Source organism: Sinorhizobium sp. BG8 (assembly GCF_016864555.1).
Classification (GTDB): domain Bacteria; phylum Pseudomonadota; class Alphaproteobacteria; order Rhizobiales; family Rhizobiaceae; genus BG8.
On record NZ_CP044012.1, the window covers coordinates 510,324 to 525,984 of the forward strand.

Below are 15,661 nucleotides of genomic sequence, written 5' to 3' on the forward strand. Positions count from 1 at the left end.
CGGGCCGGCCGGCTGCTTGATTGGCAGTGCGGCCGACGCAGGAGCCGTTGCGGTTCATTGCGGCCTTGAGCAATTCGGCCACATCGTGTGCCGCTCCGAGACTTGACGGGTGACGGCCAACCCGCCCGGCGGGACGGATAGGGAGATGGGAATGGACTTAGAGCCGATTGCTTCCGATGCCGCAGCCGTCATCCAGATCGCGCTCACGCCCGTCTTCCTGCTGGCCGGTACCGCAGGCTGCCTCAACGTGTTCACGGCCCGGCTCGCCCGCGTGTCGGACCGGGTGAACCACCTTTTCGCCGAACTGAATGAATCGGACGACCCGGACGAGGCACGCCTCGTACAGCTCGTCTACTTGCGATCGCGGACTCTCGCCCTCGAGCTGGCGGTGATCCTCGGCACGACATCTGGCGTCTGCACGTGTTTCGCGACACTCGGGCTCTTGCTCGGAGCTGTGCGCGAAGAATTCCGTGAACAGATGCTGCTCTGGTTCTTCGGAGGCGCCGTCACGGCACTCGTGGGCGCCTTCATCTCGTTTCTGTTCGAGATCATGCTTGCCGGTCACGCCATGCTCCGGCAGATCGCCTACGACCGCGCGCTACTCGAGCGCCAGCGACTGGCCAAGGCCAAGAAGATCCAGAGCCTCTGAAGCGATCGCTTCGCGACCACGCGTTCCCCGCGCACAGGTATGGCGGGAAAATATCGGCGGGACCATTGTTTCGACTCTTCTCCATGCCTATTTGACATTTGAAAGAAGCGACTGAGGCAACCGAACGGTACTCTGACAGCTGAATCCGAGAGTTGCGTCGCATGTCGGCGCTCGTTGACACCATAGGAACGTTCAGACATCCTGACGCCCTGCACTTCGCGGCGGCGCTAGGATTCCGCGCCGCTTTCATCCGGCTGGAAACGGACGTGCCATCACATGACAAGGCCCCGCATGAACATCGTTTCCGGTACCGTTTCCACCATATTCATGGACAAAGTGGCGGATTGGCTGATGCGCTCTGCGCTTGCCGGCGACAACCTCGAGGATCTCGTCCGGGGATTCTGCGAGCGCATAGCCGCGGCAGGCATGCCGATCGCCCGCATTCACCTTTCCTTCTCGATGCTTCATCCGCTCTACGATGCGCTCGGCTTTACCTGGCGGCGCTCGAGCGGACTTTCCGTGGAAGGCTATCGTCACGACCACGACAAGCCGGAAGTCTTTCTAAGAAGCCCGTACTACCATCTACTGAGTAACAATCTCGAATATATCCGTCGCCGCATCCCGGCTGACGGACCGGCGGAATTCCCGATCTTCGATGATCTCCGCAAGGAAAGCATTACCGACTACATTGCGTTCCTGCAGCCCTTCGGCGACCAGTCGGTCCAGGGAATGATGGGATCGTGGTCGACCGACAATGAAGGCGGGTTCAGCGAAGACATGATCGCTGCGCTCCTGCGAATGCAGGACCATCTTGCCGTCGCGGCGAAAATGGCCGTGCTCGACAAGCTCGCGAACAACATGCTGACTACCTATCTCGGTGGCGGTGCCGGAAAGCGCGTGCTGGACGGCCAGATCCGCCGGGGCGACGGCGAGACGATCCGCGCCGCGCTCGTCATGGGCGATATGCGCCAGTCCACCAACATTGCCGACCGCGAGGGCCGGCAGGCCTACATCGACACCCTGAACCAGTTCTTCGATGCGATCGCATCGCCCTTCAACCGCAATGGCGGCGAAATCCTGAGCTTCCTCGGGGACGGCTTCCTGGCCGTCTATCCTTGCGGAAGACACAAGGATCCCTCGAAGGTCGCCTGCGATTCCGCGCTTTCCGCCGTCTACAATGCACAGGCCCGGGTCGCCGCGCTCAATCGGGAACGGCAGGGCAAGAACCTCAGCACGATCCGCTATGGCATCGGCCTCCATGTCGGCAACGTCATGTTCGGAAATGTCGGCCTCAAGGACCGGCTCACCTTCTCGGCCTTCGGATCGGCGGTGAACGAGGTGCAGCGACTGCAGTCGCTGACGAAGAAGTACTCGAGCGAGGTCATCGCCAGCCAGGCCTTTGCCGGCTACTGCGGCGGCGACTGGATGACGCTTGGGGACGAGAAGCTTCGCGGCGTCGGCCAGCGCGTCACGATCCTGCGGCCGAAACCCACGAAGGAGCTGGTCGGCATCGAGGCCGCGTTCGACGGCGCGGCCGAGGACGGGCTATCGGAAGCGGAGCGCGTCATTCTCCTCCATCGCGGCACCAAGACGCCGGTGAAGCAGCGCCCGCTGCTCGACAAGTTCCTGCAATAGACTCAGAGGCGACAGTCTTTCCCCTGGAGAGACTGTCGCCTGCACAGTTTCCCGCACCTCCCGCCATCCGAGGCATCGCCACCGCCGGGCGCTGCTCCCCATTCCAGATCCGGCACTCCCCGCCGGGCGACGTTGCTTTACGATCGTTCGGCAGAACTGTGGCCGGTCTCGTACGCAGCCACTTCCCCTCGCCGTGCCTGACCACGGCTCTTCGCGTTGCGGTACCATCCAAAAAGTGATTGCCACCAGAGAATGCTGTTTCTAGTATCCGTCACTACGGGTTGATCCATGTCATAGGAGGAAAACCGGCCCCGCATAAAAGTCTCTCCGCATCGCATAGCTTGAACTTTCAGGAGATCTGCAATGGCGACCGACAACGGGATGCATCACGCCGAGCCGGCAAGAGAAGACAATACGACGCTCAACTTGAGCCGACTTCATGGGCGCAGCACCCTTTCTCCCCACGCGTCAGATGAACCTCGAGACGCGACCATACGGGCGTCCCTCCTGCATATCTCGACCACTCCACATCTGCCTTTCAACCAGTTTGTCGTAGACGGACAGCGGGTGCCGCACCTCGGCACCGGTCGATACGCCAGCTCCTCCCCTTCTTCTCGGCTTCTCTAGCCGCCGTTTTCTCGCTTCGAACTACGCCTCGCGGAAACGGGTCCCCATTCGTTTGTCCATTGGCCGGGGTTTTTGATCGCATCCCCGCTCAAGCAGACAGCCCTACCGGCCTCGGGCGCCAACATGAAGGAAACAGCTCATGACCAGAAAGGGTTGGCTCGTCGCCCTGATCGTCGCCGTACTTGCAGGAGCGGCCTACTATGGATGGACGACGCTCAGAGGAAGCGGCATCCCGGCCGGGATCGCCAGCGGCAACGGCCGGATAGAGGCAGTCGAGATCGACATATCGACGAAGACCGCAGGCCGGATCGTCGACATCCTGGTCGACGAAGGAGATTTCGTCGAAGCCGGCCAGGAACTCGCCCGCATGGACACCGAGCAACTCGAGGCCAAGCGCCGTCAGGCGGAAGCGGAGCTCAGGCGCGCCACGATCAGCGTCGGAACGGCCAACAGCCTCGTGAAGCAGAGAAGGGCCGAGCAGGAGGCAGCAGTTGCGGTGGTCGCCCAACGCGAAGCCGAGCTGGATGCCGCGAAGACGCGGCTAGCCCGATCCGAGCAGCTTTCGCGATCGAACACCGTGTCACAACAGGTTCTCGACGATGATCGGGCCGCGGCCGCAGCGGCGCAGGCGACGCTTGCGGCCGCCAAGGCGCAGGTGGCTGCTTCGGAAGCCGCCGTCAGCGCCGGCGAGGCCCAGGTGGTCGACGCAGAAGCCGCAGTGGATGCGGCGAAGGCCGCGATCGAGAGCATCGATGCGGACATCAGGGACAGCACGCTCAGGGCGCCGCGTGCGGGACGGGTCCAGTACCGGGTTGCCCAACCGGGCGAGGTCTTGTCTGCCGGCGGCCGGGTGCTCAACCTTGTCGATCTCGGCGACGTCTACATGACCTTCTTCCTTCCGACCGAGCAGGCCGGACGCGTGCCGATCGGTGCTGATGTCAGGCTTGTGCTTGATGCGGCGCCCGAGTACGTGGTTCCGGCCAAGGTCACTTTCGTTGCCGACGTGGCCCAGTTCACCCCAAAGACGGTCGAAACGCAGGAAGAGCGGCAGAAGCTCATGTTCCGGGTAAAGGCGAGGATCAATCCTGATCTCCTCCGGAAATACGTCCAGCTGGTCAAGACCGGGCTCCCCGGCATGGCCTATGTACAGCTGGATCCGAATGTGGAGTGGCCTGAAAGCCTCGGGAACCTGGTCAAATGACAGACGCACCGGTCGACCGGAGGGTATCTTCGCCGCCTGTTGCAAGGATCGAGAACGTCGCGCTCTCCTATGGCAAGACTCGTGCGCTCGACGGGATATCCCTGGACGTTCCATCGGGCCGGATGATCGGGCTGATCGGACCGGACGGGGTCGGAAAGTCGAGCCTCCTCTCCCTGATCGCCGGTGCAAGGGCCTTGCAGCAAGGACATATCGACGTCCTCGGCGGAGACATGTCCGACGCTGGGCATCGCCGCCGGACATCTCCGCGCATCGCCTACATGCCCCAGGGGCTGGGAAAGAACCTCTATCCGACGTTGTCGGTCTTCGAGAATGTCGATTTCTTTGGCCGCCTTTTCGGTCAGGATAGCGAGGAGCGTCAGCGCCGCATCGCCGAGCTTCTGCGCAGCACGGGGCTATCCCCCTTTGCCGACCGGCCGGCAGGAAAACTGTCCGGCGGCATGAAGCAGAAGCTCGGACTTTGCTGCGCGCTCATCCATGACCCGGACCTGCTCATACTCGATGAACCGACGACGGGCGTGGATCCCCTGTCGCGCAGGCAGTTCTGGGAGCTGATCGACGACATTCGCGAAAGCCGCAAGGGCATGAGCGTCATCGTATCCACCGCCTACATGGAAGAGGCCGCACGTTTCGACTGGCTGGTGGCGATGGATGCGGGGAAGATTCTGGCAACGGGCACGCCGCAGGAGCTCCTCGCACAGACGGGCAAAACCAACCTCGACGCCGCATTCGTGGCACTCCTGCCGGAAGCGAAGCGAACAGGCCACACGAACGTCGTCATTCCGCCGCGGTCGGATGCCGCAAGCAGCGAGGTGGCGATCGAGGCCGAGAACCTGACGATGCGGTTCGGCGATTTCACCGCCGTCGACAATGTAAGCTTCCGCATCACGCGCGGCGAGATCTTCGGTTTCCTTGGGTCCAATGGCTGCGGCAAGACGACGACGATGAAGATGCTCACCGGTCTGCTGCCCGCGAGCGAGGGGACGGCCCGTCTTTTCGGCAAGGCCGTCGACCCCAACGACATCGAGGTGCGCCGCCGCGTGGGCTACATGTCCCAGGCATTCTCGCTCTACACCGAGCTGACGGTCCGGCAGAACCTGGAACTCCACGCACGCCTCTTCGACATGGAACCGTCCGCCATTCCCTCCCGCGTCGCCTACATGGCGAGACGCTTCGATCTTGAAGGCTTCATGGACGCGATGCCGGAAGCCCTTCCGCTCGGTATAAGACAGCGCCTCTCCCTTGCCGTGGCGATGGTCCACGCGCCGGAAATCCTCATCCTCGACGAACCGACCTCAGGCGTCGATCCGGTCGCCCGCGATGGTTTCTGGGAGATTCTTGCGGATCTCTCGCGCAAGGACAACGTGACGATCTTCGTCTCCACCCATTTCATGAATGAGGCGGCGCTCTGCGATCGCATCTCGCTCATGCATGCGGGCAAGGTGCTGATCAGCGATACGCCGGCCGCGATCGTCGCGACCCGCTCGGCCACCACCCTCGAAGAAGCGTTCATCGCCTATCTGGAAGATGCGATCGGCGAGAAGAAAAGCGAGGAACCTGCGCCTGCCGTCGCTCAGGTCCCGCCAACACCCGATGCCGAAGCGGCTGACACTGGCGACCGCGCGAAGCCCGCGGCCGAACGCCACTTCGACCCGCGCCGGATGCTTGCCTACAGCAAACGCGAAACGCTTGAGCTCCGCCGCGATCCGATCCGGGCAACGCTTGCCATTATCGGCAGCGTCATTCTGTTGCTCGTGATCGGCTACGGCATCAACATGGACGTGGAGGATCTTTCCTTCGCCGTCCTCGATCGCGATGACACGTCGACCAGCCGCGACTACGCGCTGCAGATCGCCGGCTCCCGCTACTTCATCGAAAAAGCACCGATCAGCGACTACGGCGAAATGGACCGGCGCATGCGCGACGGCGAGCTCAGCCTCGTGATCGAAATTCCGCCGGGTTTCGGAAGAGACGTCGCGCGCGGCCGCAACGCGCAGGTGAGCGCATGGATTGACGGCGCCATGCCGACCCGTGCCGAAACCGTCCGCGGCTACGCCCAGGGCATGCATCAGACCTGGCTTACCCAGAAGGCGCGTGAACTATACGGAAATGCCGCCACGATCGGCGACTACCAGCTGGAGATCCGCTATCGCTACAATCCCGACGTCGAGAGCCTGATCGCCATCGTTCCGGCCATCATCCCGATCCTGCTGCTGATGATCCCATCGATGCTGAGCGTACTGAGCGTCGTTCGCGAGAAGGAACTCGGCTCGATCATCAACTTCTACGTCACGCCCGTGACGCGGTTCGAATTCCTCCTGGGCAAACAGATTCCCTACGTCATTCTCGCCGCACTGAATGTGGTGATGCTCACCGCCTTCGCCATTTTCGTGTTCGGCGTCCCATTCACCGGGAGCTTCCTGGTCTTCGGGACCGCTGCCCTGCTCTACGTCGTGGTTACGACGAGCATGGGGCTGGTGATCTCGACTTTCGTAAGTAGCCAGATTGCCGCTATCTTCTTCACCGCGATCATCACCATCGTTCCCGCCGTCCAGTATTCCGGCCTCATCGATCCGGTCTCCTCGCTCCAGGGCTTCGGCGCTTTCATCGGCAATATCTTTCCGACGACCTATTTCGTGACGATCTCGCGCGGCTCTTTCTCGAAAGCCCTCGATTTCAGCGACCTGTCGCAGTCGTTCATTCCCCTCATCATCGCCATTCCGGTGCTGCTCGGTTGCGGAGCGGCCTTCCTCAAGAAACAGGCGACCTGAGATGCGGATCGCGAACGCCTTTCAACTGGGGATCAAGGAAATACGCGGGCTCATGCGTGACCCCGTCCTCCTGATACTGATCATCTACACATTCTCGCTTTCCATCTACAGCGCCTCCAACGCTACGCCGGAGACCCTCAATCACGCCGCAATCGCCATTGTCGACGAGGATCAATCGCCGGTGTCCTCCCGGATCATCACTGCTTTCTATCCTCCTTATTTCGCGGTCCCCCGACTGATCAGCCCGTCCGAGATGGACAGCCGCATGGATGCAGGGCTCGATACCTTCGCCCTCGACATCCCACCGAACTTCCAGCGGGACCTGCTCGCCCAGCGTTCGCCCGTCATCCAGCTCAACGTCGACGCCACGCGCATGTCGCAAGCTTTCACGGGCGGTAGCTATGTCCAGTCGATCGTGTCAGGCGAGATCGATGAGTTCCTCAATCGCCACCGCGGCAGCGATACGCTGCCAGTCGAGCTCGTGTTGAGGGCGCGCTTCAACCCGCAGCTCGACAAGGGGTGGTTCATGCCCATCTCCAACGTGATCTCCTCGATCACGATGCTGGCGATCATCCTCACCGGTGCGGCCCTGATCCGCGAGCGCGAGCACGGAACGATCGAGCACCTGCTGGTCATGCCCGTCTCGCCCACGGAGATCATGGTCAGCAAGATCTGGTCGATGGGACTTGTGGTGCTGATTGCATCCGCGCTGTCGCTCGTCTTTGTCGTCCAGGGACTGCTCGACGTGCCGATCCAGGGCTCGATTGGTCTCTTCCTCGCGGGAACCGCCCTTCAACTCTTCGCGACCACGTGCATGGGCATATTCCTGGCGACGGTCGCCGGATCCATGCCGCAGTTCGGGCTGCTGCTGATGCTGGTCCTGCTTCCGCTGAAAGTGCTGTCGGGCGCCCTCACCCCGCGCGAAAGTATGCCGGACTTCATCCAGTACATCATGCTGGCAGCACCCGACACCCATTTCGTCATACTTGCGCAGGCAATCCTTTTCCGCGGCGCAGGCATCTCAGTGGTCTGGCCACAATTTCTTGCGCTGGCGGCCATTGGGTCTATCTTCTTCTACTTCTCGCTGCACAGATTCCGGCAGTTCTTGAGGTAGGGGGACTGACGAACGACGCGGACCGTGTCCGCACCAAGGCCCTCCGGGGCACTACATGAACGAGGAGACGATCGTCATGGCAAAAACGATGAAGGCCGCAGTCGTCAGGGAGTTCCGCAAGCCCCTGACAATCGAGGAAGTCGATGTTCCGACCCCTGGGCCGGGACAGATCGTAGTAAAGTATGAAGCGACCGGTGTCTGCCACACGGACCTGCATGCTGCTAGCGGCGACTGGCCGGTCAAGCCCAATCCGCCGTTCATTCCGGGACATGAAGGCGTCGGCTATGTCGCTGCACTCGGATCCGGCGTCACCCGCGTCAAGGAAGGGGACCGCGTCGGTGTTCCCTGGCTTTACACTGCCTGCGGATGCTGCTCGCCTTGCCGCACCGGGTGGGAGACATTGTGCGCGCAGCAACAGAATACCGGCTACTCAGTGAACGGAACGTTCGCGCAATATGGTCTCGCCGATCCCGGTTTCGTCGGACATCTGCCCGCGGGGCTCGAATTTGGTCCGGCGGCTCCGGTGCTTTGCGCCGGCGTTACCGTCTACAAGGGTCTCAAGGAGACCGAGGTCCGGCCCGGAGAATGGGTGGTCATTTCCGGTATCGGCGGCCTCGGCCATATGGCCGTCCAGTACGCCAAGGCCATGGGTATGCATGTCGCGGCGGCGGATATCTTCGACGACAAGCTGGAACTCGCCAAGAAGCTGGGCGCCGATCTCGTGGTCAACGGCAAGGCGCCGGATGCGATCGACCAGGTGCAGAAGGCCACGGGCGGCGTGCACGGCGCACTGGTGACGGCCGTCTCGCCGAAGGCCATGGAACAGGCCTACGGCTTCCTTCGTTCGAAGGGAACCATGGCTCTCGTCGGATTGCCGCCGGGCTACATTTCCCTGCCGGTGTTCGACACCGTGCTCAAGCGCATAACGGTGCGCGGCTCGATAGTCGGGACGCGTCAGGATCTCGAGGAATCGCTTGCCTTCGCAGCGGAAGGAAAGGTTGCCGCCCACTTCTCCTGGGACAAGCTGGACAATATCAACGACATCTTCCACCGGATGGAAGAAGGCAAGATCGACGGACGTATCGTCCTCAATCTCGACTAAGTACGATACGCTGCGGAACCGCGGGGGCGGCGCGCACGACTTTACCGGCGCCGCCCGTTTCAGCCGACCAACCCAAAATTCCGTCAGGTAGCCCGTGCAGTGACGACGGCCCCTTGCACGCGTTCCCTCGACAGGCCAATGAGGGCCGAAGAGAGAACGCGCGGGCACGATCATGGCAGCAAAGCAGATTGCGATTGTAGGGGGCGGTCCGGCGGGCCTGATGGCGGCAGAGGAGTTGAGCCGCCACGGTCACGCCGTAACCATCTACGAGGCGATGCCGACGGTCGGGCGCAAATTCCTGCTCGCGGGCAAGTCGGGACTCAACCTCACCCATTCCGAAGACTATTCACGCTTCGTAACCCGCTTCGGCAAAACTGCCGAAAGACTGCGCGCTGCCCTTGACGGTTTCACCCCGGCCGATGTCCGAGAGTGGGCGGAAGGCCTGGGGACGGAAACCTTCGTCGGCTCATCCGGCCGCGTGTTTCCGAAGGTCATGAAGGCATCGCCCCTACTTCGAGCCTGGCTCGCCCGGTTGGAAGCACAGGGCGTGCGGATTCTAACCCGGCACAGGTGGGTCGGGTTCGGCGAGGACGTGCTGCGTTTCGAGACCCCGGAAGGATCGAAGGTCGTTCGTTTCGATGCAGCACTCCTTGCGCTTGGGGGCGCGAGTTGGCCACGGCTCGGATCCGACGCGGCCTGGGTGGACTGGCTGAGAGTGAAGGGCGTCGAGGTCAGCACCTTCCGCCCCGCCAATTGCGGTTTCGATCTTACCTGGAGCGAGGGTTTCCGCGAGCGTTTCCATGGCGCACCCGTAAAGGGGACGGTCGCATCCTCGGGAGCAGGCGCGATTCCCGGAGAATTCGTCATCACGCGGCACGGGATCGAGGGAAGCCTCGTCTACGCGCACGCGGCAAGCCTGCGCGACGCTCTGGAGAAGGATGGATCCGCCAGTCTCCTCCTCGATCTGGCCCCGGGGCGGACACAGGACCGACTGGCGCGCGACTTCGCCCGCCAGGACAGCAAGGCGAGCCTTTCCAATCGCCTTCGAAAGGCGGCTGGGCTCGACGGCGTCAAGTCCGGGCTGGTGCGCGAGCTTGCGAGTGCCGGCGATCGCGGTGATCCGCTCCGCCTCGCCCGCGTCATCAAGGCGCTGCCGGTTCCCGTCCTGCGGCCGCGCCCCATTGCCGAGGCCATTTCTACGGCAGGCGGGATAGGCTGGAACAGCGTCGACGCGAACTACATGCTGAAGGCAATACCGGGCGTATTCGCCGCCGGAGAAATGATCGACTGGGAAGCGCCTACGGGGGGATATCTGCTGACGGCATGCCTGGCAACGGGCCGGGCTGCCGCACACGGCATCGGGGAATGGCTCGCCCACTAGGTCTTCCCGAGATCAAACGGTCGAAGAGCGTTTTTCGGCACTATCTCAGATGGTTCGCCCTGTTTCCTGCCACGTGTGTTCAAAAAATGGCTAGGGCGCGTTCCCCGCCCCGCAGCTCCGAAACAGGCCCTCCGCTGATCAATGGGGCGCCAATCCGAAGAAGGCCATGCGCGTCATGATCGTATAGTCCGACTCCGACACCATCATCGCCACGAAGACGAGGATCGCGATCGGCGGCAGGAGGATGGCGTAGATCAGGGCAAGCCGCTCCCAGGCCATGTGCATGAACACCGCCACGATCAGCCCGGCCTTCAGCATCATGAAAATGAGGATGAGCGTCCATCGCAGGTAGCCGTGAACGCCGAAGTAGTCGACCAGGTAGGAGAAGGCGCTGAGCACGAACAGCAAACCCCAGACGAACAGATAGAGCTTGATCGGATGCTGTTGTCCGGAATGTGCCTGCGCCGTTGCATGCACCGTAGTCTCTGCCATGACGCTCTCCTTACCAGAGATAGAAGAATGCGAAGATGAACACCCAGACCAGATCGACGAAGTGCCAGTAGAGGCCGGTGATCTCGACGATTTCGTAGTTGCCCTTGCGGCTGGTGAAGAAACCTCGGCGTCCGGTGTCGAAGTCGCCTCGCCAGACCTTGCGTGCGATGATCAAGAGGAAGATCACGCCGATGGTCACGTGCGTGCCGTGAAAGCCGGTGATCATGAAGAACGCAGAGCCGAACTGGGCCGCACCCCACGGATTTTCCCAGGGCCTCACCCCTTCTGTGATCAGCTTCGTCCACTCGAATGCCTGCATGCCCACGAAGGTCGCCCCGAACAGCGCGGTCACCAGCATCAGGATTGCCGTCTTGCGGCGGTCACGCCGATACCCATAGTTGACGGCCATCGCCATGGTGCCGCTGCTCGATATGAGGACGAAGGTCATGATGGCGATGAGGATCAGCGGGATCTCGTGTCCGCCGATGGTCAGCGCAAAAACCTCGCTCGGGTTGGGCCAGGGAACGGTCGTTGACATGCGAGCGGTCATGTAGGCCAGCAGGAAGCATCCGAAGACGAAGGTGTCGCTGAGGAGAAAGATCCACATCATGGCCTTTCCCCAGGAGACGTTCTTGAATGTCCTTTGGTCGGACGCCCAGTCCGCGGCAAAACCTGCAAGTCCCCCGGGTCCGGCCGGCTGATCCCTGTGTATCGAGGCGGGCTGTGACATCCTGCAACTCCCTAGGTGAGCAACTGCCGGCAGAGGTCGGCGAAGTCGTTGGCCCATCCGGCGAAAAGCGCGAAAAGGATGAGCCAGACGATGAGCATGAAATGCCAGTAGATTGCGCAGAGATCGACGCTTTGGCGTAACAATCCGGGGATTGAGCGCGTGAAAAACGATCTTGCCGTGGTCCGGCCGAGCACCAGAAGCCCACCGAGAATGTGAATGCCGTGCAGACCGGTCAGCATGTAGAAGAAGCTGTTGGCGGGGTTTGCCGCAAGCCCATAGCCAGCCGCCACGAGTTCACGCCATGCCTGAATCTGCCCCACGAGAAAGAGGATGGCGAACAACAGGCCCACGCCGAGGGACTGGCGCATGCCTTGCAAATGGTTCCGGCCCGCTTCGATCTTCGCCCATTGCAGGCAGGCGCTGCTGGCGACAAGCACGGCTGTGTTCACCCATAGCAGGCGCGGGACGGGAACCGCCCACCAGTCCGACGACGCCATGCGCATGAAATAGGCGCTGATCGCAAGACTGAAGAGCGCGCCGACCACTCCCAGGAAGACGAAGAGGCCGATCCTGACGGGAGCAACGGGCGGCCGCTCGTGGACCGGTCCCGCATGTGCTGTCTCCGCCTCAAGCCAGGGCTTCGACAAGAGTCGCTGGCCTGCCAGCCACCAGAGCATGACCAGGCCGACCCCGCGAGAAACAGCAGCATGACCTGCATCAGATTGCCTCCCTCGTCACGCCGCCGGCGGAAGGCTGGTTCTGCGGAATGAAATCCTCCGCGGCACCGGGGACGCTGTAGTCATAGGCCCAGCGATAGACCACCGGGAGTTCCTTCCCCCAGTTGCCGTGGGCCGGTGGCGTCTGTGGCGTCTGCCATTCGAGTGTCGTCGCGCGCCAGGGGTTGCCACCCGCCGGCCGGCCCCTGCGCAGGCTCCAGACCAGATTGAACAGGAACACGATCTGCGCCACGCCGACGATGAGCGCCATGACGGTGATGAAAACGTTCAGCGTGTGGGCGGATTCGGGAACGAACGAGGTCTCGCCGATCTCATAGTAGCGCCGGGGAATGCCCAGCAGTCCCAGATAGTGCATCGGGAAAAAGATCGCGTAGGCACCGAGGAACGTGACCCAGAAGTGGAAATGCCCAAGCGCCTCGTTCAGCATCCGCCCGGTGACCTTCGGATACCAGTGATAGATGGCCCCAAAGATCACGAGTATGGGCGCCACGCCCATGACCATGTGGAAATGCGCGACGACGAACATCGTGTCGGACAACGGCACGTCGACCACAACGTTACCGAGGAACAGGCCAGTGAGGCCGCCGTTGACGAAAGTGACGATGAAGGCGAGCGCAAACAACATGGGCAAGGTCAGGTGGATATCGCCGCGCCAGAGCGTGAGAACCCAATTGTAGACCTTGATGGCTGTGGGGATTGCGATAATGAGCGTGGTCGTCGCGAAGAAGAAGCCGAAGGCCGGGTTCATTCCGCTTACATACATGTGGTGTGCCCAGACGACGAAGCTCAACGCGCCGATGATCACGATCGCCCAGACCATCATGCGATAGCCGAAGATGTTCTTGCGGGCGTGAGTGCTGATCAGGTCGGAGACGATGCCGAAAGCGGGCAGCGCGACGATGTAGACCTCGGGATGGCCGAAGAACCAGAAAAGGTGCTGGAACAGGATCGGACTGCCGCCGACATGCTGCAGCTGCTGCCCCATCTCGACGATCGCCGGCATGAAGAAGCTCGTGCCGAGCAGGCGGTCGAACAGCATCATGACAGCCGCGACGAAGAGCGCGGGAAAAGCCAGAAGGGCCATGACAGTCGCAGTGAAGATGCCCCACACGGTTAACGGCATGCGCATAAGCGTCATGCCGCGCGCACGTCCCTGCAGCACCGTTACCACATAGTTCAGGCCGCCCATGGTGAAGCCAATGATGAAGAGGATGAGCGACGACAGCATGATGATGATGCCCCAGTCGCTGCCTCCCGGCGTTCCCGAGAGAATGGCCTGTGGCGGATAGAGCGTCCATCCGGCACCGGTCGGTCCGCCCGGCGCGAAGAAGCCCGTCACGAGCACGAGAACCGCGAGAAGGTAGATCCAGTAGCTCAGCATGTTGGCATAGGGGAACACCATGTCCCGCGCGCCGAGCATCAGCGGGATCAGATAGTTTCCGAAGCCCCGAGAAACAGTGCAGTCAGCAGGTAGATCACCATGATCATGCCGTGCATGGTGATGAACTGGTAGTAATGGTCGGCGTCGATGAATTCGAGATAGCCCGGGAATGCGAGTTGCATTCGCATCAGCCACGACAGGACCAGCGCCACGAAGCCGATCGCCATTGCCGTCACGGAATACTGTACCGCGATGGTCTTCGCATCCTGACTGAAGACATAGCGCGTCCACCAGCTCTTCGGATGATAGAGTTCCACGTCCTCGACTTCGGCGGGCCGGATGACCTCGCCGGCGCCGGATCGAATGTCGACCATGATCGACCTCCCTGTTCCTCCCGATGCACTGCCATTTCAAAGATGGACGGCCTCAGTTGGCCGCCTGTTCCTGCGAGGCCACCTGCAGTTGCTCGAATGTCTGCTGCTGCGCAAGCCAGGCCTGATAGTCCTCCTCGGTGTCGACCACCACGGTTCCACGCATTTGCGAGTGCCCCACCCCACACATCTCGGCACACAGGATGTCGAACGTCCCCGTCCGTGTCGGCGTGAACCAGAAATAGGTCACCATGCCGGGGATCATGTCCATCTTCGCGCGGAATTCCGGCACGTAGAAATCATGCAGGACATCGATCGAGCGAAGCAGGACGCGAACCGGTTTTCCGACGGGAAGATGCAGCTCTCCCCCTTCGACGACGACGTCGTCGAGGCCGGAGGAGTCGCTCTTGCTGACACCGAGCGAGTTTTCCGCGGAGATCTCGCTGGTAGCCGCGTGCCCCAGCTTTCCGTCGGCGCCAGGCAGACGGAAACTCCAGAGCCACTGCTGCGAAACAACCTCCACAGGTGTCGCCTCGTTCGGAACGGTCACGAACTGGTGCCAGACAACCAGGCCGGGCGCCAGCATGGCCGCTACGCCCACCGCCGTTCCGCCCGCAAGAATCCACTCGAGACGCCGGTTCTCGGGCTCATAGGCGGCGACGTTTCCCGGGCGATGCCGGAACCGCATCACGCAGTATGCCATGAAGGAAACGACGGCCACGAACACAATGCCGGTGATCCAGAAGGTGATGACCAGCGTGCTGTCGATGTAGCCCCAGTTGGACGCAATCGGCGTCCACCACCAAGGGCTGACGAGGTGGAAAACCACCGAGCCGACTACCAGCAATACGAGAATCAGCACCACGGCCATTTCCTGTCCCTCCCTGAGCCATCCGGCTGTGGACATGAAACTGCAGACTGCGAAATTCCGACTTCATTCTCTCACAATCAATGATTCCGGGCAATTACGCCTATCGAGGCTGTGTATTTCGCCGGCTGCCCGCCGCGGCGAGCCGTATTTCACGCCCCGGTGCCCGATGCGCCATCGAACACCTGACCTGTCACGATCTACTTGGAATACTGCTTCAGGTAGGCAAGGAGATTGGTGATGTCGTCGTCGTTCTTGATGCCGGCAAAGGCCATCTTCGTACCCTTCACCTTGGCTCTCGGACTGTGCAGATAGTCCCGGAGCGACGCATCGTCCCAGACGAGCCCGCCCTCACCCGCTTCCTTCATCGCCGAGGAATAGTTGAAATCCGGATGGGTACCGGCCTTCCGTCCGAAGACCCCGTTCAAGGACGGGCCGACCTTGTTCTTGTCGGTATCGGCCACATGGCAGGCGGAACACTTCTTGAAGACGGTTGCACCCGCAGTTGCATCTCCCTCCTGCGCGGCGACGCTGGACGCAAAAGGCGTGGCAAGACAGCAGAACAGCAAAACACGGTACCGCAT

General features: G+C 61.8%; 11 protein-coding genes and 2 pseudogenes. 7 read left to right on the forward strand and 6 right to left on the reverse strand.

Annotation, left to right across the window (positions count from 1 at the left end; all coding sequences use genetic code 11):
- Positions 1-151 precede the first annotated feature (151 nt).
- The 7 genes from F3Y30_RS23380 (at position 152) to F3Y30_RS23410 (ending at position 10,498) form a co-directional block, all read left to right on the forward strand.
- Positions 152-649, forward strand: a complete 498-nt coding sequence (locus tag F3Y30_RS23380; RefSeq protein WP_203427551.1) for a DUF2721 domain-containing protein — start codon at positions 152-154, stop codon at positions 647-649.
- Between the two features lie 291 nt (positions 650-940).
- A complete protein-coding gene (locus F3Y30_RS23385) occupies positions 941-2,284 on the forward strand; it encodes an adenylate/guanylate cyclase domain-containing protein (RefSeq protein ID WP_203427552.1) in 1,344 nt (447 codons plus the stop codon).
- A 766-nt stretch (positions 2,285-3,050) separates the two neighbouring features.
- Positions 3,051-4,112 (forward strand): HlyD family efflux transporter periplasmic adaptor subunit, encoded by a 1,062-nt coding sequence (locus F3Y30_RS23390; RefSeq protein ID WP_203427553.1) that lies wholly within the window; start codon positions 3,051-3,053, stop codon positions 4,110-4,112.
- Positions 4,109-6,901, forward strand: coding sequence for a ribosome-associated ATPase/putative transporter RbbA (gene rbbA / locus F3Y30_RS23395; protein ID WP_203427554.1), 2,793 nt, complete (start codon positions 4,109-4,111; stop codon positions 6,899-6,901). Before F3Y30_RS23390 ends, rbbA begins: the two co-directional genes overlap by 4 nt.
- Before the next feature lies 1 nt (position 6,902).
- Positions 6,903-8,015, forward strand: coding sequence for an ABC transporter permease (locus tag F3Y30_RS23400; protein WP_203427555.1), 1,113 nt, complete (start codon positions 6,903-6,905; stop codon positions 8,013-8,015).
- Positions 8,016-8,091: 76 nt separating this feature from the next.
- Positions 8,092-9,117, forward strand: coding sequence for an alcohol dehydrogenase AdhP (adhP, locus tag F3Y30_RS23405; protein ID WP_203427618.1), 1,026 nt, complete (start codon positions 8,092-8,094; stop codon positions 9,115-9,117).
- A 172-nt stretch (positions 9,118-9,289) separates the two neighbouring features.
- Positions 9,290-10,498 (forward strand): TIGR03862 family flavoprotein, encoded by a 1,209-nt coding sequence (locus F3Y30_RS23410; RefSeq protein ID WP_203427556.1) that lies wholly within the window; start codon positions 9,290-9,292, stop codon positions 10,496-10,498.
- Positions 10,499-10,636: 138 nt separating this feature from the next.
- Here the strand turns inward: F3Y30_RS23410 and F3Y30_RS23415 are convergent, their stop codons facing one another.
- The 6 genes and pseudogenes from F3Y30_RS23415 to F3Y30_RS23440 form a co-directional block, all read right to left on the reverse strand.
- Positions 10,637-10,990, reverse strand: a complete 354-nt coding sequence (locus F3Y30_RS23415) for a cytochrome C oxidase subunit IV family protein (RefSeq protein ID WP_203427557.1) — start codon at positions 10,988-10,990, stop codon at positions 10,637-10,639.
- Between the two features lie 10 nt (positions 10,991-11,000).
- Positions 11,001-11,720, reverse strand: coding sequence for a heme-copper oxidase subunit III family protein (locus F3Y30_RS23420; protein WP_203427558.1), 720 nt, complete (start codon positions 11,718-11,720; stop codon positions 11,001-11,003).
- Between the two features lie 11 nt (positions 11,721-11,731).
- A pseudogene (locus tag F3Y30_RS23425) lies at positions 11,732-12,438 on the reverse strand (cytochrome c oxidase subunit 3).
- Positions 12,438-14,212, reverse strand: a pseudogene (gene ctaD, locus F3Y30_RS23430) (cytochrome c oxidase subunit I). The pseudogenes F3Y30_RS23425 and ctaD overlap by 1 nt, the downstream one beginning before the upstream one ends.
- A gap of 52 nt (positions 14,213-14,264) precedes the next feature.
- On the reverse strand, positions 14,265-15,080 hold the full coding sequence (locus F3Y30_RS23435) for a cytochrome c oxidase subunit II (protein ID WP_203427559.1): 816 nt from the start codon (positions 15,078-15,080) through the stop codon (positions 14,265-14,267).
- A 197-nt stretch (positions 15,081-15,277) separates the two neighbouring features.
- Positions 15,278-15,661 carry a cytochrome c family protein gene (locus F3Y30_RS23440; protein WP_246753072.1) on the reverse strand — a complete coding sequence of 128 codons (384 nt, stop codon included), beginning with the start codon at positions 15,659-15,661 and terminating at the stop codon, positions 15,278-15,280.

Bases quoted from the DNA above. Each gene is read 5' to 3' on its own strand.
- F3Y30_RS23420 (WP_203427558.1), bottom strand. From the start codon at position 11,720: ATGTCACAGCCCGCCTCGATACACAGGGATCAGCCGGCCGGACCCGGG.
- F3Y30_RS23380 (WP_203427551.1), top strand. From the start codon at position 152: ATGGACTTAGAGCCGATTGCTTCCGATGCCGCAGCCGTCATCCAGATC.
- F3Y30_RS23390 (WP_203427553.1), top strand. From the start codon at position 3,051: ATGACCAGAAAGGGTTGGCTCGTCGCCCTGATCGTCGCCGTACTTGCA.
- F3Y30_RS23410 (WP_203427556.1), top strand. From the start codon at position 9,290: ATGGCAGCAAAGCAGATTGCGATTGTAGGGGGCGGTCCGGCGGGCCTG.
- F3Y30_RS23435 (WP_203427559.1), bottom strand. From the start codon at position 15,080: ATGGCCGTGGTGCTGATTCTCGTATTGCTGGTAGTCGGCTCGGTGGTT.
- F3Y30_RS23440 (WP_246753072.1), bottom strand. From the start codon at position 15,661: ATGCGGTACCGTGTTTTGCTGTTCTGCTGTCTTGCCACGCCTTTTGCG.
- F3Y30_RS23400 (WP_203427555.1), top strand. From the start codon at position 6,903: ATGCGGATCGCGAACGCCTTTCAACTGGGGATCAAGGAAATACGCGGG.
- rbbA (WP_203427554.1), top strand. From the start codon at position 4,109: ATGACAGACGCACCGGTCGACCGGAGGGTATCTTCGCCGCCTGTTGCA.
- adhP (WP_203427618.1), top strand. From the start codon at position 8,092: ATGGCAAAAACGATGAAGGCCGCAGTCGTCAGGGAGTTCCGCAAGCCC.
- F3Y30_RS23385 (WP_203427552.1), top strand. From the start codon at position 941: ATGAACATCGTTTCCGGTACCGTTTCCACCATATTCATGGACAAAGTG.
- F3Y30_RS23415 (WP_203427557.1), bottom strand. From the start codon at position 10,990: ATGGCAGAGACTACGGTGCATGCAACGGCGCAGGCACATTCCGGACAA.